This window comes from Corynebacterium sp. CNJ-954, from assembly GCF_001942345.1.
Classification (GTDB): Bacteria; Actinomycetota; Actinomycetes; order Mycobacteriales; family Mycobacteriaceae; genus Corynebacterium.
Genome location: NZ_MKKI01000041.1, coordinates 206,647 through 230,198 on the forward strand (window position 1 = coordinate 206,647; position 23,552 = coordinate 230,198).

19 protein-coding genes are annotated in these 23,552 nt (G+C 64.3%); 9 read left to right on the forward strand and 10 right to left on the reverse strand.

The genetic code is table 11. From position 1 onward, the window contains the following. Window position 1: 1 nt before the first annotated feature. The 4 genes from BJF89_RS12430 to BJF89_RS12445 all read left to right on the forward strand — a co-directional run bounded on the left by BJF89_RS12430 (window position 2) and on the right by BJF89_RS12445 (window position 4,323). A complete protein-coding gene (locus tag BJF89_RS12430; RefSeq protein ID WP_075815267.1) occupies window positions 2-574 on the forward strand; it encodes a pyridoxamine 5'-phosphate oxidase family protein in 573 nt (190 codons plus the stop codon). Then, complete coding sequence (locus tag BJF89_RS12435; RefSeq protein WP_075815268.1) at window positions 571-1,968, forward strand: amidohydrolase family protein; 1,398 nt, start codon at window positions 571-573, stop codon at window positions 1,966-1,968. The genes BJF89_RS12430 and BJF89_RS12435 overlap by 4 nt, the downstream gene beginning before the upstream one ends. 112 nt (window positions 1,969-2,080) lie before the next feature. Then, entirely contained in the window at window positions 2,081-3,085 is a 1,005-nt protein-coding gene (locus BJF89_RS12440; protein WP_075815381.1) for an FAD-dependent oxidoreductase, read from the forward strand. A 59-nt stretch (window positions 3,086-3,144) separates the two neighbouring features. Further along, window positions 3,145-4,323: a hypothetical protein gene (locus BJF89_RS12445; protein WP_255372636.1), complete on the forward strand. Its 1,179-nt coding sequence runs from the start codon at window positions 3,145-3,147 to the stop codon at window positions 4,321-4,323. A gap of 82 nt (window positions 4,324-4,405) precedes the next feature. Here the strand turns inward: BJF89_RS12445 and BJF89_RS12450 are convergent, their stop codons facing one another. From BJF89_RS12450 to BJF89_RS12460, 3 genes are all read right to left on the reverse strand, one after another. Then, on the reverse strand, window positions 4,406-5,767 hold the full coding sequence (locus BJF89_RS12450) for an MFS transporter (RefSeq protein ID WP_222843844.1): 1,362 nt from the start codon (window positions 5,765-5,767) through the stop codon (window positions 4,406-4,408). A gap of 96 nt (window positions 5,768-5,863) precedes the next feature. Next, a complete protein-coding gene (locus BJF89_RS12455; RefSeq protein ID WP_075815269.1) occupies window positions 5,864-6,817 on the reverse strand; it encodes a PDR/VanB family oxidoreductase in 954 nt (317 codons plus the stop codon). Between the two features lie 12 nt (window positions 6,818-6,829). After that, window positions 6,830-8,056, reverse strand: a complete 1,227-nt coding sequence (locus BJF89_RS12460; RefSeq protein ID WP_083650731.1) for an aromatic ring-hydroxylating dioxygenase subunit alpha — start codon at window positions 8,054-8,056, stop codon at window positions 6,830-6,832. A 264-nt stretch (window positions 8,057-8,320) separates the two neighbouring features. Between BJF89_RS12460 and BJF89_RS12465 the strand changes: the two genes are divergently transcribed. After that, a complete protein-coding gene (locus tag BJF89_RS12465) occupies window positions 8,321-9,136 on the forward strand; it encodes an NAD(P)-binding domain-containing protein (protein WP_255372637.1) in 816 nt (271 codons plus the stop codon). Window positions 9,137-9,268: 132 nt separating this feature from the next. On the opposite strand, the gene BJF89_RS12470 is transcribed toward BJF89_RS12465, so the two are convergent. The 7 genes from BJF89_RS12470 to BJF89_RS12505 all read right to left on the reverse strand — a co-directional run bounded on the left by BJF89_RS12470 (window position 9,269) and on the right by BJF89_RS12505 (window position 19,977). Continuing rightward, window positions 9,269-10,717 carry a lamin tail domain-containing protein gene (locus tag BJF89_RS12470; protein ID WP_075815270.1) on the reverse strand — a complete coding sequence of 483 codons (1,449 nt, stop codon included), beginning with the start codon at window positions 10,715-10,717 and terminating at the stop codon, window positions 9,269-9,271. 362 nt (window positions 10,718-11,079) lie between these two features. After that, the gene (locus tag BJF89_RS12480; RefSeq protein WP_075815272.1) at window positions 11,080-13,965 is read right to left on the reverse strand and encodes a DEAD/DEAH box helicase; all 2,886 of its coding nucleotides are present in this window, start codon (window positions 13,963-13,965) and stop codon (window positions 11,080-11,082) included. Continuing rightward, window positions 13,962-14,360: a (deoxy)nucleoside triphosphate pyrophosphohydrolase gene (locus BJF89_RS12485; RefSeq protein ID WP_075815273.1), complete on the reverse strand. Its 399-nt coding sequence runs from the start codon at window positions 14,358-14,360 to the stop codon at window positions 13,962-13,964. Before BJF89_RS12485 ends, BJF89_RS12480 begins: the two co-directional genes overlap by 4 nt. Before the next feature lie 5 nt (window positions 14,361-14,365). Then, window positions 14,366-15,550, reverse strand: coding sequence for an McrC family protein (locus BJF89_RS12490; protein ID WP_075815274.1), 1,185 nt, complete (start codon window positions 15,548-15,550; stop codon window positions 14,366-14,368). After that, on the reverse strand, window positions 15,534-18,500 hold the full coding sequence (locus BJF89_RS12495) for an AAA family ATPase (RefSeq protein ID WP_075815275.1): 2,967 nt from the start codon (window positions 18,498-18,500) through the stop codon (window positions 15,534-15,536). The genes BJF89_RS12490 and BJF89_RS12495 overlap by 17 nt, the downstream gene beginning before the upstream one ends. 29 nt (window positions 18,501-18,529) lie before the next feature. Then, a complete protein-coding gene (locus BJF89_RS12500) occupies window positions 18,530-19,000 on the reverse strand; it encodes a hypothetical protein (RefSeq protein WP_139312031.1) in 471 nt (156 codons plus the stop codon). Between the two features lie 26 nt (window positions 19,001-19,026). Then, the gene (locus BJF89_RS12505; RefSeq protein ID WP_075815277.1) at window positions 19,027-19,977 is read right to left on the reverse strand and encodes an alpha/beta hydrolase family protein; all 951 of its coding nucleotides are present in this window, start codon (window positions 19,975-19,977) and stop codon (window positions 19,027-19,029) included. Between the two features lie 164 nt (window positions 19,978-20,141). On the opposite strand from BJF89_RS12505, the gene BJF89_RS12510 reads away from it, so the two are divergent. From BJF89_RS12510 to BJF89_RS12525, 4 genes are all read left to right on the forward strand, one after another. Then, entirely contained in the window at window positions 20,142-20,786 is a 645-nt protein-coding gene (locus BJF89_RS12510; protein ID WP_075815278.1) for a VOC family protein, read from the forward strand. A 131-nt stretch (window positions 20,787-20,917) separates the two neighbouring features. Continuing rightward, window positions 20,918-21,376: a hypothetical protein gene (locus BJF89_RS12515; protein ID WP_075815279.1), complete on the forward strand. Its 459-nt coding sequence runs from the start codon at window positions 20,918-20,920 to the stop codon at window positions 21,374-21,376. 249 nt (window positions 21,377-21,625) lie between these two features. Further along, the gene (locus BJF89_RS12520; protein ID WP_083650733.1) at window positions 21,626-22,306 is read left to right on the forward strand and encodes a GntR family transcriptional regulator; all 681 of its coding nucleotides are present in this window, start codon (window positions 21,626-21,628) and stop codon (window positions 22,304-22,306) included. Beyond that, a complete protein-coding gene (locus BJF89_RS12525; RefSeq protein WP_222843845.1) occupies window positions 22,303-23,511 on the forward strand; it encodes an MFS transporter in 1,209 nt (402 codons plus the stop codon). The genes BJF89_RS12520 and BJF89_RS12525 overlap by 4 nt, the downstream gene beginning before the upstream one ends. The last annotated feature ends 41 nt before the right edge of the window (window positions 23,512-23,552 follow it).

The window sequence follows — 23,552 nt, forward strand, 5'->3', positions numbered from 1 at the left end:
GATGACTCCGTCGCGCCTGTTCCTCGACCACCTCGAGGAGTCGCCGTCCGTCCCGACCCTGATGACACTGGCGACGGTGGGCACGGACGGCTACCCGCGGACGCGCACCGTGATGGTGTCCGGGGTCGGTGAGGACGGCCGCGTGTGCTTCCACACCGACGCCAGGTCGCAGAAGGTCCGGGACCTCGCAGCATGCCCGAAGGCGTCGCTGACGGTGCTGTCTGCGGAAGGGGCATGGCAGGTCACCGTCATCGGCGACGTCGTCCCCGACACCCGGGCCGGTGAACGCACCGCCTTCACCCGGCGGTCCCGCTACCTGCAACTGCTCGCATGGCTCAACGACGCCGACCTCGCCGCGAAGCCGGCGGAGGAGCGCCACCGCCTCTGGGCCGAGTTCGACCATGCCCACCCGGACCTCGCGGAGCAGGCCCCTCCGGAGACGTGGATCGGCTTCGCGGTCGTCCCGCGCGAGTACCTGTTCTGGTCCGCAGACGCCGCCGGGCCGTCCCGTCGCGTGCGGTACACGCGTACCACCACTGATTCTCACTGGACCCAGGAGGTTCTCCCCGGATGAACACCCCCACCCTGTTCACCAACGCCGTCATCATCCCGGTCGATCCCGCGCAACCCCGGTGGTTCAGTGGCTGGCTCTCCGTCGGCGACGACGGCCGCATCGACGGCCTCGGTGACGGCACCCCACCGCAGACCGTCGCGACGTCGTCCCCGGACACCACGGTCGTCGACCTCGACGGCGCCTTCCTCGCCCCGGGGTTCGTCTCCGCGCACAGCCACATCTACACCGGTGGCATGCGCGGGGTGGAGCACTCCTCCCCGCTGTACAGGTGGGTCACGCAGAACAGTGCGATGCTGGCCAACGCCGACCCGGAGACCATGTACTGGCTCTCCCGGGCCGGCGGGTTGGATCACCTCGCGTCCGGTATCACCTCGGTGTACAACTTCACCCAGTCCCGGGTGATCTGCCGCTTCGACTACGACACCTCCACCCTGAAGGCCGTGAAGGTCCACGAGCCGGACTTCGTGACCCGGCAGATCGACGGCGTGGCCGATGCCGGCATCCGCTTCGTCACGTCGGTGCGCGTCGACGACGAACAGCTCCCCGAGCAGGACGCGTTCGACGCCTTCGGGGTGGCGATGACCCACCTCGACGAGATCGACCCGGCGTTGAACCTGGGCGGCTCGGTGTACGGCGCCGTGCAGTGGGCCTCCGCCGCCGTCACCGCCGAGCGGGAGAAGACCCTCATGGAGAAGTGGGGCATCACCAACCAGGCACACTTCGTGGAGACCGCCGAGCAGATCGACGTCCAGCAGTCCAAGTTCGACTGGTACGACGAGGCCGGGGTTCTCGGAAGCAATTTCGCCTTCGGCCACTTCGTCCACCCCACCGAACGCATGGTGGACCGCGTGGTCGAATCAGGCGCCTCGGTGGTGTGGCAGGCGATGTCCAACGGGCGCCTGGGCTCCGGCATCGCCGACATCGTGTCCCTGCTGGGTCGCGGCGTGACCGTGGGCATGGGCGTGGACGACCAGTCCTGCACCGACACCTCCGACCCCTTCGAGAACATGCGCACCGGACTGTTCACCCAGCGTGCCGTCCACTCCGATGCATCGATCATGGCCGTGGACGACGTTCTGCACCTGCACACCCTCGGCTCAGCCCGGTCCGTGGGAGTGGATGACAAGGTGGGCTCGTTGGAGGTCGGCAAGTTTGCCGACCTGGTGGTCGTGGATCCCCGCGATCCGGCGACCGGGCCGGTGTGGGACCCGGTGGCGACATACGTACTGGCCTGCGGGCTGCGCCACCTGAGGACGGTGTACGTCGGCGGCGAGGTGGTGTACGGCCCGTCTGCGTCCGCACCCTCGGGTGTCGATGCTGCGGAGGTCAACCGCCTGGCGGACGAGGGCATGGTCCGCTCCGCCGCAGCCGGCGGGTTCACCCCGGCGTTGTAAGGGTGAACGGCAGCATCTGAGTCACCGCCCACAACGGTTCACGGCTCCGGATCGTTCTGGGCGGTGACTCAGATGCTCACCGCAGGGGGAGGCACATGAAACAATGGTCGCCATGCCATCGAAGCACTTGCGAATCACCGTCATCGGCGCCGGCGTGATCGGCCTGTCCTGCGCTTATGAACTCGCCGAAGCCGGTCACGAGGTCACCGTCATCGCTGACCATGGCCCCGGCGACACAGTGTCCGCGCTGGCAGGAGCACTGTGGTTCCCGTACCACGCAGCAGGCACGGAACAGGTAGTCGAACGGTCGCTGCGACGGTTCGTGGAGTTGGCCGCCCTCGGAGACACCAGCGCCGACACCGCCACCGATGACTTCACCGACGACGTACCACCGGTGCAGATGCGCACCGGTGTCCTGCATGAGCGACTTGATCCGCCGGACCGCTCCTGGGTCGCGCCGGTGGTGGAGGTGCTCGGCGACGACGCGGTCCAGCCGGTCGACGGCGGCGTGCGTGCCACCCTGCCGATGATCATGACCTCGCGTTACCTCGCCTGGCTGATGGATACCTGCCGGATGAACGGCGTGGCCTTCCAGTGGCGCACGGTTGCCTCGCTGGAGGAGCTCATGGGGACGACGGATGCGGTCGTCATCGCCGGCGGTTTACGCGGCGGCGAGCTTCTCGGTGGGGACGACGCGGTCACCCCGGTGCGTGGACAGCTGATGCTCTTCGCCAACGGTGACGGCGGGGAGGACGGCCCGCTGCTGACCGACTGGGTCGTGGACTCCGACGACCCGTCACGCATGACGTACGTCTTCCCCCGTGAAGATGATATCGCCGTCGGCGGGACGTCTGAGCCAGGCTCGTGGGACGAGACCCCGGACCAGGCCACGGCCGAGGCCATCCTGGCCCGGGCGGAGGCTCTGGTCCCCGAGCTCACGGAGTTGCCGGTCATCGGCCACGGCGCGGGGCTACGTCCGGCACGCGAGACGGTGCGGATCGAGCATGTCGACGGGTACGACCTGCCGGTCATCGCCGCGTACGGGCACGGCGGCGCGGGCGTGACACTGTCCTGGGGCACCGCCGAGCGTGTCGTGGAACTCGTCGGCGAGCTGTAGTTCTCCACAGGCTCTTCCACACCCTTTCGCTGGCGTGCCCTCTCGGCTTCACTGGTGTCATGGGGGCGAGGACAGGAAAAACAACCGAGCAGCGGCGTCGCGAGTTCCGTGAGGAGAAACGGCGCCGGCGTCGATGGCTGGCGGCAGCACGCCGCGCGGGGCGGATTCCGGACGGCAGGGGCCTGGAGCACTCCATCAGAGTGCTGCCACGCCCCGTCCCGGAGCGTCGGGCCGAGGTACTGGCGTCGGGACGCGCCACGCAGACCACGGTCCGGCAACGGTTCCGTGACCTCACTCGCGGAGTGGTGGTTGATCTGTCCACCGAGGACATGCCGGAGGAGTTCCGCGTTCTCCCGGACGATTGCGGCGGCTTCGGCATCGACATCGTCACCCGCGCCCGCGCTCACTGGATGCTCAGTGTCGGCAGCGTCATCGGGTTCTGGGCAGCGGCGGCATTCCACGGTCTGCCGTTCTGGTGCGACGATGCGCCAGTGGTACTGCTGCGCGATGGCTCGCCACGGGGCGACGCCCGGTCCTGGGTTGCCGCCACCACGCCGCGGGTGCCGGTGTTCCGGCGCCACCGTACAGGGACTCCGGTGGTGCGCCCGGACCCGGAGTTCCCGGACCTCCGGGCCGTCAGCGCCGATGTCGCCGCAGGCCAGTGCCTCCACTCGATTCTGAAGGGATCGCACGGCTGGGACGTTCCGCCTGTCCCCGGCCTGACGGACAGGGAAGTCCGTTCCATCCAGTTCATCGACGCCTTCTACCAGTGCACGTGGCTCACCGCTGAGAACATCCGGCGCGGATCGCGCAACTACGTGGATCGGAGGACCGTCGACAAACTGCTGGCGTTGTCGGACATCGGGGCACAGTCTCCACGGGAGACACTCCTGCGGCTGTACACCCGTGACGTCCTGCCTGAGGGCTTCTCCTGGGCGTCACAGGTCACCGTACAGCTTGATCCGAAGGGCCGACCATGGAAACACCTGGTGGCAGATCTGGCCTGTGAGGAGTTGAAGGTCGCTCTGTTCTACGACGGTGCGTACCACCGTGCCGAGGAGAGGCGAGGCATCGACTTCGAGCAAGTTCACCGGCTTCAGGCGTTGCGATGGGAGTTCGCGCGGATTGACGCGCGGCTTCTTTCGGACGTACCTCAGATGATGGAGGATGTCGACGAGGCGGTGGGGCGCGCCATTGATCGCGCGGATCCTCCTCTTCTGCCGAACCCCGACATCTGAGTCACCGCACAGAACGATCGTGAGATCAGATTCGTTCTGTGCGGTGACTCAGATGTCCTAAGCCACGTCCCCGCTGGTGGAGTCAGCAGTATCCGTGGAACCGACGTAACTCCGCGACAGCCGCCGATACTGCGGCGTGCACATCGCCGCCACTGCCAGCACCACACAGAAGACCCCGGCGGCGACGAGAATCAGTGCGATGCCCCGGGAGTCGCCCGTCCCCAGCAACCATTCCCACTGCCGGGCGCCCTGCTCCGTGTCGAGGTGCGGAATCACCCACCACTCCGCCAGCGGCGCAACCAGCAGCGCGGTCACCGGGGCGGTAGCGGCCTCGAAAGTCATGGCGAAGCCGAACACCCTGCCCTGTTTCCCGTAGCACCACCTTCTGGATGACCGTCTGCTCCGCCGCTTCGACGGCGGGGATGAACGCCATCATCAGCCAGATGCCGACGACGAACAACCAGCCCCACTCGCGCAGCGTCATCAGGGCACCGACCACACCGATCCCGCCGGCGAAGAGCAGCATGGTGCGGATCGGGTTGCCGCCCAGTCCCCACTTCGCGATGACACCACCACCCACGAACAGTCCGGTAGAAGCCACGGCGAACCAGATCCCCCACCCCTGGACGCCGAAGAGGTCGATGCCGTACGGGTCCATCAGCGCCATCTGCACACCACCGAAGAGATTGTTGAGCGTGGTGAACAGGACCAGCGCGAGGAGCCCGGGGACGGCGATCACGGCGAGCCAGCCGCCACGGATGTCGACCCACCCCGTCGCGTCGTCCGACTGCAGGACCTCGTGCTCTGGGATGCGCACCGTAACCAGGTGCAGCAGGGTCAGCGCCATGACGGCCACCCCGATGAGCAGTGTCCAGCCCATGCCGAGGAAACCGACGGAGAGACCACTGAAGACACTGGTGACCAGCATCGCCATGCCTTGGACGGTGCCGACAAGACCGTTGGCGTTGGCCCGCCGCTCCTCGGGGACCAGCAGGGTGACGGTGGTGGACAGGGCGATGTTGCGGAGCTGTTCAACGACGGCCCCGGCGAGCAGGACGACGGCGAACACCCAGAACCACGGTGTGCCGAGGTCGGCGATCCGCCCCTCGCCGACGATGAAGAAGAACACGATGTCCAGGAGGATCACCGTCAGCGCGGTCAGTGTGGCCCACACCATCACGTCCTTCTTGCGGAAGCGGTCGACGAGGGTGCCGAAGAGCATGCTGAACACGGAGACGAACAGCATGTAGGACGCACCGATGACGCCGGTGGCGATGACGTTGCGGGTCTCGGCGTAGATCCAGAAGGTCAGGGCGAACCACAGGAAGCTGGTGGTGATGTTCGCGACGGCCGTGTTGACGAGGACGTTGAGGAAGATACGGAAACCGTCCGGCGGGACGGTGGGCGCTGCGGGGTTGGGCTGGGTCGGCGACGGTGCGTTCACGGGTCCGGCCTGTCTGTCGGTGCGGCGGAGAGAGCCGACGTGGATCTACAACCGTAGCCGACGGAACCGTCCCCGCGGAGGACCAGAGCGTGAAGGTCAGAGCGCGAGGGTGAGGTTGGCGGTCCTCGACCTCGAGCAGCACAGGGCCACCCGGGTGTTCGCCGCGTGCTCGGCCGGTGACTGTACCTCGTCGCGGTGGTCGGGAACCCCGTCCACGACACCCGTGAGGCACGCCCCGCAGATCCCCTGTTCGCACGACAGCTCCACCGCCACGCCGTGGGCGGCGAGGACCTCGGCGATGGTGTCGTCCTCGGCGACCGCGTAGGACGCCCCGGTCGAGGCGACGGTGACGGTGAAGGCGTCGCCGGTGAGCTCGGGTGGCTCGGTCGGGGCGAAACGTTCGACGTGGACGACGTCGGCGGGCCATCCGCCTGCCTCCGCCAGGTGGACGGCGCGGTCGATGAAGCCGGTGGGACCGCAGATGTAAAGGTCGTCGCCGCCCGAGTAGGAATGCGGCACTGCCTCAGCGGTGCGCAATGAGTCTCCGCCACTGCTGAGGTGCTCCACGGTGTTCGGGGACCATGGACGGGACGCCAGATACTCGCGCAGTGGCAGCTCGTCCTGCACTGTGGCGTAGCAGTGCAGGGTGACGTCGCGTCCGGTGGCGGCACACTGTTCGGCCATCGCGATCAGCGGAGTGACCCCGATTCCACCGGCGAGCAGGACGGTCCGTCCTCCCTGGTCGGCGGTGTGTCTCAGCGGAAAGTGGTTGCGCGGTCCGGAGACCTCGATGGTGTGTCCGACGCGGAGCTGGGTGTGGATCACGTCCGAGCCACCACGTCCGTCGTCCTCGCGTTTGACGGCGATGAGCCACCGGCCGGCGTCGCGGGGATCCCCCAGCAGCGAATACTGCCGGACAACAGGACCGAGATGCAGGTCGATGTGGGCGCCGGCCGTCACCGACGGAAAGTCTGTGCCGGTGGGACGCAGCTCGATGAGCAGGACGTCGCGTCCCGCCCTGGTCATGGAATGGACGGTCGCAAGGGGCATCTGTCCGTCTCCTTACGCCGTGAAGAACTGGGACAGGCCCAGCCCGCGCAGTGCTCGACGGTAGGCGATGGACGAGCGGTCGGCCGGGATGTGGACCTCCAACGACGGGTCGAGCGGAAGGTTCTCCGGCTTCTGTGCCTCCACCATCGCCCGGTCCTCCTCGAAGACCTGCAGGTTGAAGTCGTAGACGTCCTGCACGGGCTGGTCGGTGTCGAAGTTGCGCACACGGGCGTCGAACAGGCGGGTCTGTGTGGCGGAGACCGGGCAGGCCGTGTTCATCATCGCCAGGTGCTTACCGTCCGGGAAGTGGACGTCGAGGGTGGCGGTGAAGGGGACGTGCAGCCGGAAGTGGCGCAACCACCGGAACCCGTCGGGCACAGCGGCCTTCACCTCGTCGGAGGCATCGTGCGGGATGTTCGGCATGGTCGACCAGTACTCGGTCTCGAAACCGTCCGCGGTGACCTGCGGGGTGTAGTCCGGGACCTCCGGCTGGTCGGCGAGGGCGAAAGACCTGTCATGGACGAAGGCGAAGTGGGCGACATCGAGGAATCCCTCGACCTGACGTCCGGCGAAGGCGGCGACGTCGATGCCGGGACAGTTGATCTGCTGGTAGCCGTCCTCATCCCAGTGCGGGACCGGTGGAATGCCGGAGTCGGTGTCGACGCCGGGGACGTCACCGGGGTTCGCCGCCAGATTCGCCCACACCAGGCCGTAGCGTTCGACGGCGCCGTAGGCCGGCAGGTGCATGCGGTTCGGGATGCGGCTGGAGGGGTGGGCCGGGATCTCGGTGCACCGGCCGGCTTTGCCGAAGCGCAGGCCGTGGTACGGGCACTTGATGCCTTTACCGTCGTGCTGGTCCTCGCCAAGGCTGAGCATCATGCCACGGTGGGTGCAGAGGTTGTCGGCGACGGTGATCTCACCATTCACCCGATAGACCACCAGTGGCTTGTCCAACAGGGTAACACCGAGGGGGCCTTCGGTGACCTCGGAACTGTAGGCGACCGGATGCCAGAAGCGGGCGATGATCTGCCAGTCGTCCGGGTCGAAGGTGAGCTTGCGCGGGAGTGGGAGGTCGCCGGGGCCCGGGGTGTGGGACGGGGACGCGGGGCCCGGAGCCGGGCGTCCTGCGTGGGGGTTGCGGGTGACGCGGGCCCCCGGAGTCGCCGGGGCATCGGTGACGCGCGAGACGTCGGGCTGAAACGTAGGGGTGGCCGGATTGGCCGGTGCAGTGATGGTCATGGGTTCTTCCTCTTCGGCGCAGCGGGGCGGGGCTTAGGGACAGTCAGCCCCGGATGGAACCGTGGGCGATCTGCCCCCGGTTCCATCCGGTGTGGTGAGCCAGCGTGACGGCTGCGCGCGGTGAAGAAGTCATGGGATCCACTGTGCCGGGGCGGTGTTTCCGCGCGGTGTCGTGGCCGTAAAACCGTTGACTACTGCGGGCATCGAGTGGCGACGGCAATCCGACGTTGTCGTCGACGGTGGATTCCTGGCACGGTGAGCATCATGAACAACTCCATGAACAGCAACGGCGGCGCGCTCGGCACCGTAGGTTTCGTCGGCGTCGGATCCATCGCCGTCTCCATGGTCGAGGGCCTCCTCGACAGTACGGGCGACGGTTCCGGTCCCCCGCCCGTCGTCCTCTCACCGCGGGGTGCAGCCAACGTCGACCGGCTGCGCGAAAAGTTCCCGCAGATCACCGTCGCGGCGTCCAACGCAGACGTCGTGGAGAAGTCCGATCTGATCGTCGTGGCGGTGCGTCCCGACCAGCTCGACGACGCACTGGCCGACGCTCCTTTCCGCGATGGCCAGACGGTGGTCAGCGTGCTCGCCGGAGTGAGCATCGATGCGGTACGACGCGCCGTCGGCAGGGACGGCATCCCTGTGGCACGAGCCATTCCACTGCCACCTGTCGCGGAACACGGCGTCAACGTGCCCGTCACCCCAGGGATTCCCACCGCCGTCGAGCTGTTTAACCGGATCGGCGGTGCGCTCGTCGTACCGGATGAGTCACAGATGGCGGTTCTCTCGGCAGCAACCGGTGCCTGCACGGGGCTGTTGCAGTACATCTCCTCGCTGGTCGACTGGAGTGTCGACCATGGTCTGTCACAGGACGTCGCCGAGCCGTTCATCCGTGGCATGGCGGCGAGTCTCGCACCGTCGCTGACGGACACGGAGACGCCGATGGACCAGGTCATCCGGTCCCATGAGACCCCAGGCGGGCTCAATGAGCAGCTGCGCACCACGTTCTTCGACGCTGCCACGACCGCTCAGTTCCATGAGGCGTTGGACGGTACCTGGCGCCGGGCGTCGGAGGGGTGAGCCGGCTGGTCTGGCTGCGCTCACCGCGCATCGCACCCCAGGACTGTGTCGGTCGTAGGCCGTCAAGACCGGCATAAACCCGGGGTGTCCTGGATGCGCCCCGTCTGGTCGACGTTCTGCCACGGACACGGGTCATTGATTCACGCTGCTGTGCGCTCCCAGGAAACTGCTCGAACCGGGGGAACCGCCAGGCAGTTCAGTGGCCGGACGCACCGCGCCGCGTAGGCCGACACCGTCGGTGGCCGCGTCGTCGGCCCAGAGGAACCGCTCGGTGCCATCGGTGCCGACGTGGCGGGCGTAGCCTTCGTTCGCCAGGTTGCCCATGCTCTCAGGGCGGGCATGGATGCTCTCGCCGGCGGGGCCGAAGTCCTCCTCGCCGGCGACGAGGACCTGGGACGCACCGTCGCAGGCCTCGTCGCACAGGATGGTCAGTTCACCGGTGCTGGCGTCATAGTCGCTGGCCATGATCCCCTCGAAAGGCGAGTCGTATCGCTGTACGAGCTTGGCGTCGGAACCCGAGAGGTCGACGAAGAGGACGTCGCCGGTCTCTTCGACTCCGATGGCGAAGAGTGCGGGGCGGTCGGCACCGGAGATCCAGGCGATGGATTCCAGACCACCGTTGGCGCCGATCTCGCCGGTGAACTCGGCGAGATTCCATTCGTCCGTGGCGTTCAACTCGCCATCGGTCGCGCCAGCATCCTCGGCGTCCCCGAGCTCGAAGCGTAGGACGGAAGGCCGGGAGGTGCCCTTGCCGCTGTTGTCCCGCTCGGTAGCGACAAAGACCGCGCCGTCTGGGCCGACGGTGACGCCCTCGGCGTCGGGAAGACCGGTGCCGTCGACATAACGCAGCTGGTGGCGACTGTCGATGTGGTAACCGTTGCCGTCCTGCGGAGAGAGGACGTAGAGGGTGCCCTCGTCGTTATTGACGATGTAGGCTCTGCCGTCCGGTCCGAAGTCGACGCCGGACATGTCCTCCTCGGCGAAGTCGCTGACGAGGTCACCACCGTGGTCGTCGGTGAGAGCGACGGCGCTGATGTCCTGCGGGTCGTAAGGCCAGGCATCGGTTGGACCGCCGGGGCTGCCTGGGGTCACTCCTTCCGCGACATTGCGCAGGCCGCGGGTGGGTTCGCCGGTGACAGTGAAGTCACCGGTCATGTCGGGGACGCGTCCCCAGGTGGTAGCGGCATGTCCGGACCAGGTGGTCTCGTCGACGACGGTGCCGCCAGCATCGGAGAGGGTCACGGAGTCGTTGCTGCCGAGACCGAAAGACGGTTCGGTGTAGACCGCAAGGTAGCCGCCGGACTCGATCTCGGTGCCTTCAGGGAAGATGACGCGGTCGTGGGACTCATCGTCATCGATGATGCCCCAGCCGGAGATGTCGACGGAGTTGTTCGGGTCGGTGTTGGCGAGTTCGACCCAGTCCCCCTCCGGGTCACCGTTGGACTCGACTTCGTTGATGACGACGGAGTCGGCGGCTGTCACCGGCGCAGCTACGGAGGTGGGCACAGCCGTCATGACCAGTGGAAGGGTGGTCACAGCGGTCAGGGCGGCTGCGGCAACGGTTTTATGGAGATGCTTCACGTTACAGAACCATAAGTGATGCGCGTGGACGTCAGATGACGGTCAATCGACCTCAGGGTGAACTTCACGCCCGAGAAGACTCGACCGCATGTTCGCCGGGGGCATCCTCGTTGCCATCCTGCCAGATAGTTTGATCCACACCACTAACTCGAGAGGAACACCATGGACGAGCTCACTCCCAAAGACCGCGCCGAGTGGATAAGCGAGGCCGACGAGACAATCCGAGCACATACTCTTCTCAACCACTGCGATGCAGTCCAGGCGTACGAAGAGCTTCGCACTCAACGTGTGTGGCGGTGCGACCCTGTCGCCGCTGCCATATTGTGGGAAGCGTTCCTCACAATGAAGTAGCACCAGCAGAGCTACCTCAGTGACGGCGCAGTCAGGTAGCCGTAGAGTCCCGGATCAACGGGATTGTCCAGGTCAAGCTTCATATTAACGATGGGCACGTCCTTGCCATGCTGATCCTTGATGTGCGTGTCATGCGCTCCTCGAGCCATGGCGGAGCCCAAGTAGAAAAAGTCACTACCTTCGACATCATCCTTTTTGACGAAGACGTGAAGAGGGAGGGCATTGTCTGCGATGTCCTTCTCTCGCTTGCTGTTCAGCGACGTCCTGCTCTTGGTGAACCAGTTGATCGTGGTCTCATCATCGAACCCATCCTCGTACTGGGTCGTCGCCGAGATCTCGTCGGACTTCTCGTAGGTGATGAAGATCGGGCAGCTATTCGAGAAAGAGTCAGTCTTGTAGCCATAGAGCGTGCTGTACTGGTTCGTCTCGAAGTTGAGCATCCGACACACGTCCTTGCGCGTGTACTGATACCCGGCGACCATCTGTCCCCTCCAAGCCTTACTGTGCCGCGCGAGGTAGATCCCGGTATTCACTGCATCATCTACATGGTCCGCGAACTGGCCGCCTGCGTCGTAAAGACGCTGGAAGTGCGGGTTGAGTCGGTACTCTCCGTCTTCAGCATCTATCAGTGGGTTGGGACCGTACTTCTTCTGTTCTTCCTTAGTGAAGAAACCCAAGGTCAGGATGCGCTCGACCGAAGAGATCGTCGCATCATCAGCAACGCACTCCTGGCGCACAAGGAGTTCTGCGAAGGAATCGCGGGTGATCGTCCTCTGGGCGAAAAGAACCTGGATGAGGAGCAACTCGTGCGGACGCTTTCCGTTGAGGAGCTCGCTGTCCAGTAAGGAGAGATAGGCTGCCTCCTCGAGAGAAGGCCCCTGCATCTTCTTGTCGAAGCCGGCGAGGAGGTTCCAGTAACACTTTTTCTTCGTCGCCAGGACGACGGGATCTACCGTGTCGTAGTGAGCAAAGTCGATTAGCATCGGCACGCGTCCAATGCGGTTGCGAAGCTCCCGGATCGCCGACTTGAGGTTATGCGCGCTATCGAGCTTCGACTTTGCGAGCGACTCGAGAACTCGATTGCGTGAGATCTCATCGAAGTTGACGCTCGATATACCGGCAATGACACCCGCGGACTGCGCCTTGATCAGCCGCTCCTTGACGGAGTCCTTGTTCAGACTATTGTCGCCGAACAGTGCGATCGGGATGAGGAAGTTGTTCTTGTAGTTTCCAATAAAGTCAATGACACGGAGATGATCTTTGCCAGGACTCTTGCGCAGTCCTCGGCCTAGCTGCTGCGTGAAGATGATGCTCGACTCCGTGTTGCGTAGCATGACCACCTGGTTCACAGCGGGGATATCAATGCCCTCATTGAAGATGTCGCGAGTAAGGATGTAGTCGAGCTGACCATCCGCCAGCGCAGTCATCGCTGCTTCACGCTCATCGCTCGTGGATTCACCAGTAAGCGCCACCGTCCGAAGAAGCCGACCATTAAGCTCCCTCGCGTTCAGTAGTGCCGATAGTTCGTGAGCTTCTCGCTTGCCGGAGCAGAACATCAGGCCTTTGACGCCTGACGGGAAGCCATAGGCATGGAGCATCTCGAGGATGTACTCTACCCGATCGGGAGCGACAAGCTTGCTCAGCTGTGCGGTCTCGTCCTGTATGTTGCCCACATCGTCGATGTATTCAGTCACTCCGTAGTAGTCGAAGGGTGCGAGCATGTCCGCTTCGAGTGCCTCCTGGAGACGGATCTCATAAGGAACATTGTGGTCGAAGATCTCGAAGACATTGACATCATCCGTGCGCTCCGGAGTCGCCGTCAGACCGAGGAGGAAAGACGGGTTGAAGTGCTCGATGAGCCGGTCGTAGCTTGTCGCGCCAGCCCGGTGAACCTCATCGATGATGATGAGATCAAAGGCTGCGGTATCAATGCTCTCGAGATACGAGTCCTTCGACAACGTCTGCACCATGGCGAAGACGTACGGCTTGTCGCTATCCTTCTCGCTACCGACAACTCGGCCGATCTGGTCACGCTCAACTTCCAGGACACGAGCGAACTCTGTGATTGCTTTATCCAGGATCTGCTCGCGGTGCACGATGAACAGCATGCGCCGCGGCTCGAACTCGCGGGCCGCAAGCGCAGCAAGGATTGTCTTCCCCGTACCAGTGGCAGAGATGACAAGCGCCCGCTGCTCCCCCGCTTCCCGCACAGAGCGGATCTCTTCCAACGCCTTCTTCTGCATGGCATTGGGCACGATCCGACCCGCAGGAACCTCACCTTCCTCGATAACGTCCTGGAGTTCCGGCGCCACCCGTGGCCGACGGTTGCGCTCGTACTCATCGATCCACTCATGCGTCAGAGGTGCGGACTGCGCGCGCTGTTCTTCGATCGCCGCGCGCAGCTGGTAGGTGATGTCACCCTCCGGCAGAGCGGAGAACCGGAGGTTCCATTCCTGATTCCGCGTCAGTGCATAGCGTGTCAGGTTGGAGCTACCGACGATGGCAGACAGCGTCCCAGCCTGAGTAAAGACGTACCCCTTGGCGTGGAAACCTCCATCGGTTCCCGGATGGACCATGACCTCGACGTTGTCCAGGGTGAGCAACTCCCGGAACATGTCTGGTTCGTTGAAGTCGAGATACGATGAGGTGATGATCCGAGCCTCCCCCTTGAAGTCCCGAAGGGCTTGTTTGAGCAAGCCCAAGGCACCTGGGGTGATGAAGGCAACGGAGAAGTCGAACTGCTCCGACCGGCGGAGTTCATCCTCAATGGCCCGGATCATCGTATTGTCGCCTCGGTTGGCGATCAGGTTGGGATGATAGAGGTGCTCCGCGTCGGTGGTCCGGTCAAGGAAACCATAGGCCGTTCCAGCGCCGACGGCGCTCTTATCGAGGCTCATACTGCGAATTCCGCGACTACACGATCGACTGCAGGAATATCGGCCGGCGCCCAGGTCAGACTGCCCAGATCTTTCGCCTCAACCCAGCGCACTTCAGAGTGTTCCGTGAGCGTCGGCTCCTTGTCGACGATCGTGCCGTAATAGGTGGTCAGGGTGACGATGCCAAAGTCGTACTCGTGCTCGGTCGTCTCAACCTTCCTGCCAATATCGGCGGTGCAGAGCAACTCCTCTTGGAGTTCCCGCCGCAGTGCTTCCTGAGGGGTCTCCCCCTGTTCGATCTTGCCGCCGGGGAACTCCCACATTCCTGCGAGTGACATCCCCTCACCCCGCTGTGCTGCAAGTACCTTCGTGCCCTGCGTAAGGACAGCACCGACGACGTTGATCCGCTTTTTCATGCTGTTCAGCCTAACAACTGGGAGGTCGCGACCGCCCGCTTCACCTGACCGTCGCAGTCTGCCGAGCTCAAATCGACGGTCACCACGCGTAACCGAGCGCCTGTCCCCCGCACCGTGTGCACTACCTCACCAGCCCGATCCCCTGCGTAAATCAACGTGCCTTCGTCGAGACCAGTTTCCGTCACATAGGCCAGCAACTGGTATAGGTCATCGCGCCGCCCTGAGCCTGCATCTTCCTCTGCTCCGGCATTCACCTTGTACTTCACGTCTCCGACGAAGTGCCATCGTCCTGCACGACGCAATCCCAGGTCTGGAATCAGCTGCACTGCGTGTCCCTCATCGAGCCACAGCGCACCTTTCCATGAATCCCGCATGTCCTGGTCAGAAGCGCCCAACGCCTCCCGTACCAACACCCGGATGTACTGCTCCACGATGCCCGGCATGTCCAGGATGAACCCCGGCACCTGCACCTGCCCCGCAGCCACCTCCAGCGACAAAGAGCTCAAAATCAGTTCCGCTAACCGCACGGCTGCTCGGTAGTGGGAGTTGTGTCTGCTCCACACGATGCGCCGGCACCGTTCCAGCGCAGCTTCTGCCCCCAACGGAGTCGTCTCTCCGACGACCTGCCAGATCCGGGTCAGTTCTGACCGTGTTCCGCTGGGCAGCCCCGGGAGCAGTCGTAGCTTCCGCACTGCCGCAGCAAGCACCTGATTCTCTGCAACATCCTCGTCGTGCACAGTCGCGGTCACCGGAATCGGCAGAGGGCGTGGATCCCGGATGTAGTCACTCATCCGGATACGCCCCCGAACAAAAGACAACCGTTGCTCCTCGGTCCGGTAAGAGCGGTACACACCAGCGGCAAAAGCCCGCTGGCACGACCGGGCGAAAAGCTGTACTACGGCGTCTTCAATGGTGTTTGCCCGCAGACCGCTCACCTCCGCTGTCCGCCAGTCCATCGGGTGAGCAGCGACGGTGAGCATGTGGACGATTCGAGGAAGAGAAACCTTGGGTTCCACTACGATGTGGTCGCCACCGAGCACCACGGCACCAACCCTGGCCCCGGGAGTCACCCGAACATTGCCGTCGACTGCCGGCGAGATGCTCGCACGAAACAGCTCCCGGAGCATCTCCTGCTGTCCAACGGTGAGTTGTACCGGAGCACTCTGCTGATGCTCATTCAGCGTCAGCATCGACCGTAACCTTCGTGACTACCGCCTTGAGCTGGTCAAATCGGAGGTCGTCCACCCGTTCCGGCTGCCCGTAGAAAAGTTCACGCAAGGTGGGCACCACCGAGAAGGCCCAGGCCCGTTTCGCTTTCTCCTCAGTCAACGGGTGCTGCATGAAGTGACTCGGACCGATAGCCCGGTCAGGATCACCGATCTTTTCGTTCGCCCTGATCAACAGGTCCGTCAACCACGTGAGGTTCGGGGCATTGACCTCCAACCATGCCGGAAGAATCTCATCCAGTGGGGTATCGTCCGGACGCACATCAATGACATAGAACCGTCGTCGCAGGGCAGCGTCCACAGCCGTAATCGACCGGTCTGCCGTATTCATCGTGCCGACGATCAGGACGTTCTCCGGCAGCCCGAAGCGGTCACCGTATGTCATGGTGACTTCGTCCCCGCGGTACTCCAGAAGGAAGTACAGCTCTCCGAAGACCACCGGGAGGTTTGCCCGGTTGATCTCATCGATGATCAGGATATAGACATTCTCCCGATCCTCGCGGGCACGGTTAGCCAGTCGCACCAGCGGCCCGTCACTGAGGTGGAACGCTCCCGGTTTCCCCGGGTCAGGGCGTAACCCCTGAACGAAGTCTTCGTACGCTGTTCCAGGGTGAAACTGCACTACGTCGACGCGATCCGGTGTAGCGAAATGCTCTGCCAGGGCTCGGGCTATGAAGGTCTTTCCTGTGCCCGGCGGCCCCTGGAGGATCACCTGCTTCTTTTCGTCCAGCATCGCCACAAGGTCATCTAGCCACTCTTTACCTCTGTCACTGTCGATAGAGAGTCGCTCAGCAAGCTCCTCGAAGTCCAGAGTCGACGGACCTTCCTTCATCATGACCGATGAGTCGTCAGCATCCACGTCAGACTCATCGACAGAGCCTTCCAGCGCATCCGTCTCTGACGGTGGGTCGACCTTCTTGTTCGACCGCCAGGCGACAAAGGATTTCCTGGTCTCATCGCTCCACCCCAGCGCCACCATTGCAGCATCATCCATGTCGAGCAGCTGATCAGCAGCCTGAGCTACCTCAACCCGCGAAGGTGTCACGCCGGACACCAATTCCAGTGCCGCCCGGAGAATATCGATCCGGTCCAGGTACGCGAGATAGTACTCACCCGGGGTAGCCGATTCCGACGGACTGTCCCTCGACGTCAGCCGCTCAAGTCGGCTTACTGTCCCGGCGACCCTGATCGGCAGATCCTGCAGCCTTCCCAGAAGAAGGGTGGACAGGTCCTCGAGGAGTGCGTCGCGATCTGCATCCGACATTCGTGACAGGTCAGAAACTCCACTCCACTCCGCCACCTTGTCAATGAACAGCGCTACGCCCAGATCATCAATGTCCTGCAGCAGCCTGTTCAGCCCTGCCGCATCATCACCGGCACGACGGGTCAGCAGCGCATCCTCACCGAGCAGGTCTGCGAGTAGACGGGGAAGCTTTTCCGTCGTTGTCGAGAACGCACCGGAAGCCTGTTCGATGCCGTCTTCCGAGCCATCCGAGGCAAGGTCGCCAAAAGCGAGAACAGCCCACTTCGCCCAGCGTTGAGCCTGTTCGGTGGGTTCCTTCCAGGCATTGCGGTACGGCGGACGGTACAGGGCCAGAGACTCCTGATCACCGTATTTCAGGTTCGGTTCCAAGCAGAACCGCAGGTCATTCGCCTCAGCAGCGTCCTGCTCCCCGGCCCCGAGCCGTACAGCCATCTCAGGTTTATCTCCCCTACTGGATGTGTCAACGGCGACGGCCGGAAACAGCAGGTGTTCCAGAAGCATTCTCATTGACCATACACCCTGGTCATCAACGTCTTCGAGGGCTTTCTGGAAAGAGTCCCAGTCAGTCAGCGCTGTACGTCGCTCGCCCCCCTCCAGCGTGAAGAATTTGGCGATGATCCTCACAAGGTAGGCGATCACTTTGTACCGAAGCGTCATATAGGCCGTGCCGGTTCGGGCGATCCCGGCGCGAAGAGCCTCACTGTATTCCTCGGGAACCGGCCGCACGGCTTCTCTCCAGTTCACGACCGTCGCGATGCTCGATGCCTTCAGCTTCCCTGAAGAAGAAGACGTACTCATGGGCAGGTAGTAGATGAAGAACAGCTCTGCCGCGAGCTGAACAGCATCATCGGAGGAGTTCTCCAACTGCCGCTGCCACTTCGTCAGGAAATCATCCGTCCCGGTGTCCGGGCTGTCGATGAAATCGTGGGTCAGGGTCGCGGCAGCATCCGCATAGTTCATCGGCTGCCCGCTGAACAGTGAAACCCCCTCGACCAGTGCCTGCCGCCAGGCCTCTGCCGCGGCATATACCGGCTGCACGGAGGGCAACGGGTTTCTGAAGGTCGTCGGTTCCTCCCGCCGGTGAAGAAGACCTGCAACCCAGCCGCGCTGCCGGTCAGAGTGAATCCCGGTGTCAACGGCAGGAGTGTCAGAATCTTCGGCCGCCACATCGTCGAGCGGCGGCGTGTACCCGGGGTCGGCCGCCATCTTCCGGAACTCATCGACACCATGATTTACCAGCGACAATGTCCGGATATTCTTCAGGCCACGTCGGACTTCCTCCGGCAGGTCGTGGCGTGCAACCCCCTGTCGATTCCACGTCACCGCACGTCGGTGCCGGTGTGTGGCTGCGTTCTCATCGAACCGGTACTGCCCTGTGACGGTCCCGATCCTCAGGTGCTTTCCGTCCTGGCGTGGCGCAACAACAATGTCGCCGACCGCGAGCTCCCCGTAGAAACGCAGGAGAACCCCCGCGTCTGACGCATAGCTGTTCGGCGTCTTCCCCGGCTCGGTTTTCCGGAGGATCGACTTCAGCTCATCCTTGTTGACACTGGAAAGGTCTGGTGTCCCGTCCCATCCGATGGAGACGATACCCAGCCTTTCCAGATCATCATCAAGCTTGTCATTACGAAGCAGCCAAACTGTGGACATGCCGTCGAGTGTGCCAGAATCCGGCGATGCTACGACCCCACCGACGACCCCGACCCTTCCAGGGCGGAACCCACTGGCCCGGCTGGAAGGTCAGCGTCCTCACCTGAACCGTCACCGCCGATGCGCGAGAGGAACGTGTCCACATTGCCCTGCTCGAACGCCGAGCGTCGCCAGCTGTCCCAGGTGTGCGCACCGACGGTGTCGTAGCGGAACTCGATGTTGTCCATCGCTGCCAGCACCGCGCGAGCCTGGACCTCCCGGGTGAATACGAACGACCCGGCTTCGTAGACACTGCCGGAGAAGATCGTCGCGATCGCGTCCGGCCCCAGGTCGCCAGCGAGGTTCGGCACCCCACTCGCCGCAGTGGCCAACTCCGGCATCATCAGATTCCTGATGTTCAGTGTCGGGTTATCGTCCTTGCGGCTCGCCTCGGACGTCCAGGGCCCCGCCCGTACTGACTGCGTTCCGTCGAGCATGATCGTGGACACCACCGACGTCACGACCGGACTCACCGCAGACGCAGCGGTCAGATCCGGTCCATGAACGTGTACATGTTGCCCTGGTCGAACGCTGCGCGACGCCAGGTGTCCCAGGCGTGCGAGCCGATGATGTCGTACTTGAACTCGATGTTGTCACGTCCCGCCAACGCAGCACGTGCCTGGAACTCCGAGGTCATCACCATGGAACCAGCCTCGAACGGACCACCGCGCACCACCGTCGCCACCGGGTCTGGGCCGAGGTCACCGGCGAAGTTCGTGATGCCGGTGGACGCGCTGACGATCACCGGCATGGTCAGGTTGTCGATGTTCAGGCTGGGGTTGTTCTCCGCACGCGACCGCTCGTCCGCCCACGGCGCCTCATCGTTGCCACTGTTCAGCGTGGACGTCCCGTCCACCACGGCGCGCTGCACCGGCATCCCGGGATCGTAGAGCCCGCTCAGCGCGTACACCGAGCTGTAGATGTCCGGATGCTTCGACGCGAGATTCATCGCGCCGTACGCCCCGGAACTCAGCCCGGTCACCCCGGTGTTGCCCCGTCCGCCGTTCGGCACACCGAACTCGGACTCCAGGTAGTCGGGCAGCTCTTGGCTCATGAAGGTCTCGAACTGCGCGGCGGGGACACCGTCCCAGTCTTGCACCCAGCTCCACGGATCCATCGCGGGGAAGACGAGGGTTGCGTCCTCACCGTCGAGGGCGTCCAGTGCGCCACCAGCGGTGACCCAGGCGTTGGTGTCGGTGGAGTCGGCTCCGTCAATGAACTGGGCGACCTTCGGGTTACCTTCGGTGTGTGCGGGACGCACCACCACCTTGAAGTCGCGGTCCATGGACGGCGAGTGCACCGAGCACTCCAGCGCGGAGGTGTCACGGTACTGCGTGCACCCCTCCGGGTCGGCTGCCGCGGTCGGTGCGGCAACGACGGACGCGGTCACGCCGACTGCTGCCGCCAGTGCGGTCAGTATTCTTTTCGAGTGTGTCATGCGGGGAATCCTCCTGTCCGACGGCGACCGTACAAGCCGTCACCCCGGAAAAGCGATGCCCCAGGGGGAATTCCCAGCGAACGCCAACATCATGCGTCACTGCATTTCACAGCACTTATCAGTTGTCACGGCACGACCGGTGGAGCGTCCCTACACTCGGGACCATGAAGTTCCTTGAGATCGCCCTCCCGGTCCACGACCCGTCCCGGTGGGTCTCCTGGCTGTCCGGAAACCTGGGGACGCCGCCCGCGGACGGTCTCGGTGTCACGATCGGGTGGACCAGACTGCGTTTCACCGCACTCTCACCCGACGCGTCCGACACTTCGCCGGACCACGGACATCACCTCGCCTTCGCGATACCGACCGGCAGCATCGACGCCGCAGCCAGACGCGTCGAGCAGGCCACCGGGCGCCCGTTGCTCGACGACGACGGAGCCACCGTCATCGACCGGGGCGGAAACTGGGCGAGCAGGTCCATCTACTTCACCGGCCCGGAGAATTCCATCCTTGAACTCATCGAACATGATGGTCGCCCCGAGACGGAAACGCCCACTGCGCAGGACGGCTCCCTGACACTGCTCGGAGTCGCAGAGATCGGACGGGGCGTCGCCGATGTCGCGGCGGCCGGTGACGACCTCGCCGCACAGTACGGCGACCGTCTGCCCCACGGTTTCGGGGATCCGGATCGGCGTGTCATCGCCGCCTATGGAGACATCGACGGTGCGGTGGTACTCGCGAAAGACGATCGCCCGTGGTACCCCACGCAGGACGTCCTTCCACGAGCCGAGGAAGCACGCTTCCGGGGGTAATCCACAGCGGCATTATCGACCGGCTCCCGAAGGATTTCTTTCCGCTGACCCTGGAACCGACTCTGGACAGTGTCTGGAACGTGCCCTACACTTCGCAGACATAAGCCTCCCCTCACGTGAAAGGATCCTCCATGAGTCTCTCCAGCCTCCGCTTCTCCCGTCTGTCCCGCGCCGGCATCGCCGCCGTCGCCCTCGCACCTGCCCTGGTCCTCGCCGCCCCGGCAGCCGTCGCGGACGAGGTCGAAGCACCCGCGACCGATTCCTCCGCTTCCGCGACAGACGACGCCGAAGGCACCGACGATGATGCCGACAGCTCGGCAGCCGGCTCCGCCGAGGGCTCCCTGCCCGAAGGCATCGGCTCTGAAGACGCGGCTTCCTCGCTGTCCGACGCCGACTGGAAGTCCGTCGCCAAAATCCTCGGCGACGTCCTCGGCGGGAATGTCTCACTGCAGACCATCCTGGACATCATCTCCGTGGTCAACGACGGCGACGCCACCGTCGGCGATGTGATCGGCTCCGTCACCGGATCACTCGGTGGTGACGACAGCGGCGACAACGGCGGGGATGACGCTGGCGACGCTGCAGAGTAACAGCCCTCCGCCCCACCTACCGGGAGGTCACCGCACAACGCGGTGACCTCCTTTTTCAGCTCGGTCGGCGGACATGGCAGAGCATCCGGCAGCGCGGCAGAGGTAACCGCCGGTTTACGGGTCGAAACCGACCAACGGGTCTGCCAGCAAACCGATACCTCTGCCAGTGCGGCCAACCCCGACGCGACTGTCCCTGCCCCTGCCCACCCTCCCCGCATACCTTTTAGCACATGATGTATTCTTTGATGCATGCATCATGGACAGGAAGGCCCGCCGGTGTGGGCACCGGGCACCCCGGAACGCTCGATTGCCGGACGGGTCGCCGAGGAACTCGCCGACGAGATCATCAAGGGAACAATCGAGGCAGGCCACAACCTCACCGAAGTGGAGGTGGCTACTCAGCGCGGAGTGAGCCGCACCCCCGTGCGCGAGGCGATGCTCCGGCTCGAGGCCTGGGGGCTGGTCAGAATCGCCCCGAAGAAGGGCGCCACCGTCACCGTCCCGACCGAACGCGAACGCCGCGAGCTCCTCACCGTACGCTCCATGCTCGAGACTGACATCGTCCGACGCATCGCGGAGAACCCCGATGAACGCACCGCCCTGGCCGCACGGCTGGATGACACCGTCGACCAGCAACGGTCGAACGCCGCGTCCCCCGACAGCTTCGCCGCACTGGACTTCACGTTCCACTCGCACATCATCCACTTCGACGACAACCGCATCGTCACCGAAATATCCGGCCTGCTCGCACCACGACTCGCCCGACTGACCTTCCTGGCCATCCGCGCCATGACAGGCGACCTCCAGCCCGTCATCGACGAACACGCGGCGCTGGCCGATGCTGTCCGACGGGGAGACGTCCACCGCTTCGAGGAACTCATCCAGGCACACCTCACGGGGTGGCACGGCCATTACGAGGTCGCCCCGTGAGTCCGGATGTGCCCCCGAACCGCCTGTGGATGCTCCCCGTCCCGGCAGTGTTCCTGCTCGCCTGGGGCGGTAACCACTTCACTCCCCTGCTCCACCTCTACGAAACGGTGGGCGGGTACGCCCCGTGGCAGTCGAATCTCCTGCTGGGCATGTACGTTTTCGGGCTCATCCCCGGACTCCTTGTCGCCGCAGCCCTGTCCGACCGCCACGGACGCAGGACAGTGACGCTTTCCGGTCTGGTTGCCGCTGCCGTGGGCAGTGTCATCCTGGCCTGCGGTATGAGCTCCTTCACCGTCCTGTGCATCGGCCGGCTCTTCGCTGGCGTCGGGGTCGGAGTGGGCATGTCCGTCGGCTCAAGCTGGATCAAGGAGCTGTCCGGACGGGACTACGACCCGGACGCGAAGATCACCTCCGGCGCCCAGCGTTCCTCCCTCTCCCTGACACTCGGTTTCGCGATCGGGGCAGGCGTCACCGGCGCACTGGCCCAGTGGGGACCATGGCCCGCCCAGACGCCTTATGTGCTGCACGTCCTACTGTGCCTCCTGGCACTGCTCCCGACCATGCGCTGCCCCGAAACGGTGCCCCCGCAGGTATCACACGACGCCCACCCCTGGTGGCACGATCTGACCGTCTCACGGTCGTCGCGGCGTCCGTTCCTCCGTGTCCTCGTCCCCGCGGCACCATGGGTCTTCGCTGCGGCGGGCATCGCTTATGCAGTACTTCCGACAGTTTTCGAGGAGAGTCTCGGCGATCACACCACCATCTTCGCCACCGTCCTCACTGTCCTCACATTGGGGACAGGGTCCGCCACACAACCCGGAGTCAGCTGGCTCAACCGGGTGACGCGCGGCCGGGCGCTCCCGGTCGGGCTCGTGTGCCTCTTCATCGGTCTGGTCCTGGCCGCCGTGACCGCGGCCGTGGGAAGCCTTGTCCTGGCGTTCGTCGCCGCAGTCGTCCTCGGCGGTTCCTTCGGTGTCTGCCTGGTCGCCGGCCTCCTCCTGTCGCAGGCCCTGGCCACCCCGCAGGAGCTTGCCGCAATGACGGGCATCTACTATTCGGTCGCCTACCTGGGCTTCCTCCTGCCGACCGTATTGGCGGCACTCACCGGCGGTTCGGACTACGCACAGGCCCTGGTGGTCGTGGCCGCGTGTTGCCTCGTATGTGCAGCCCTCGTCGCCACGGGACTTTCGTCCCGGAGGAAGTAGCCGGTCACCCGTTCCATAGACGGCCCCTACACTGCACTGCT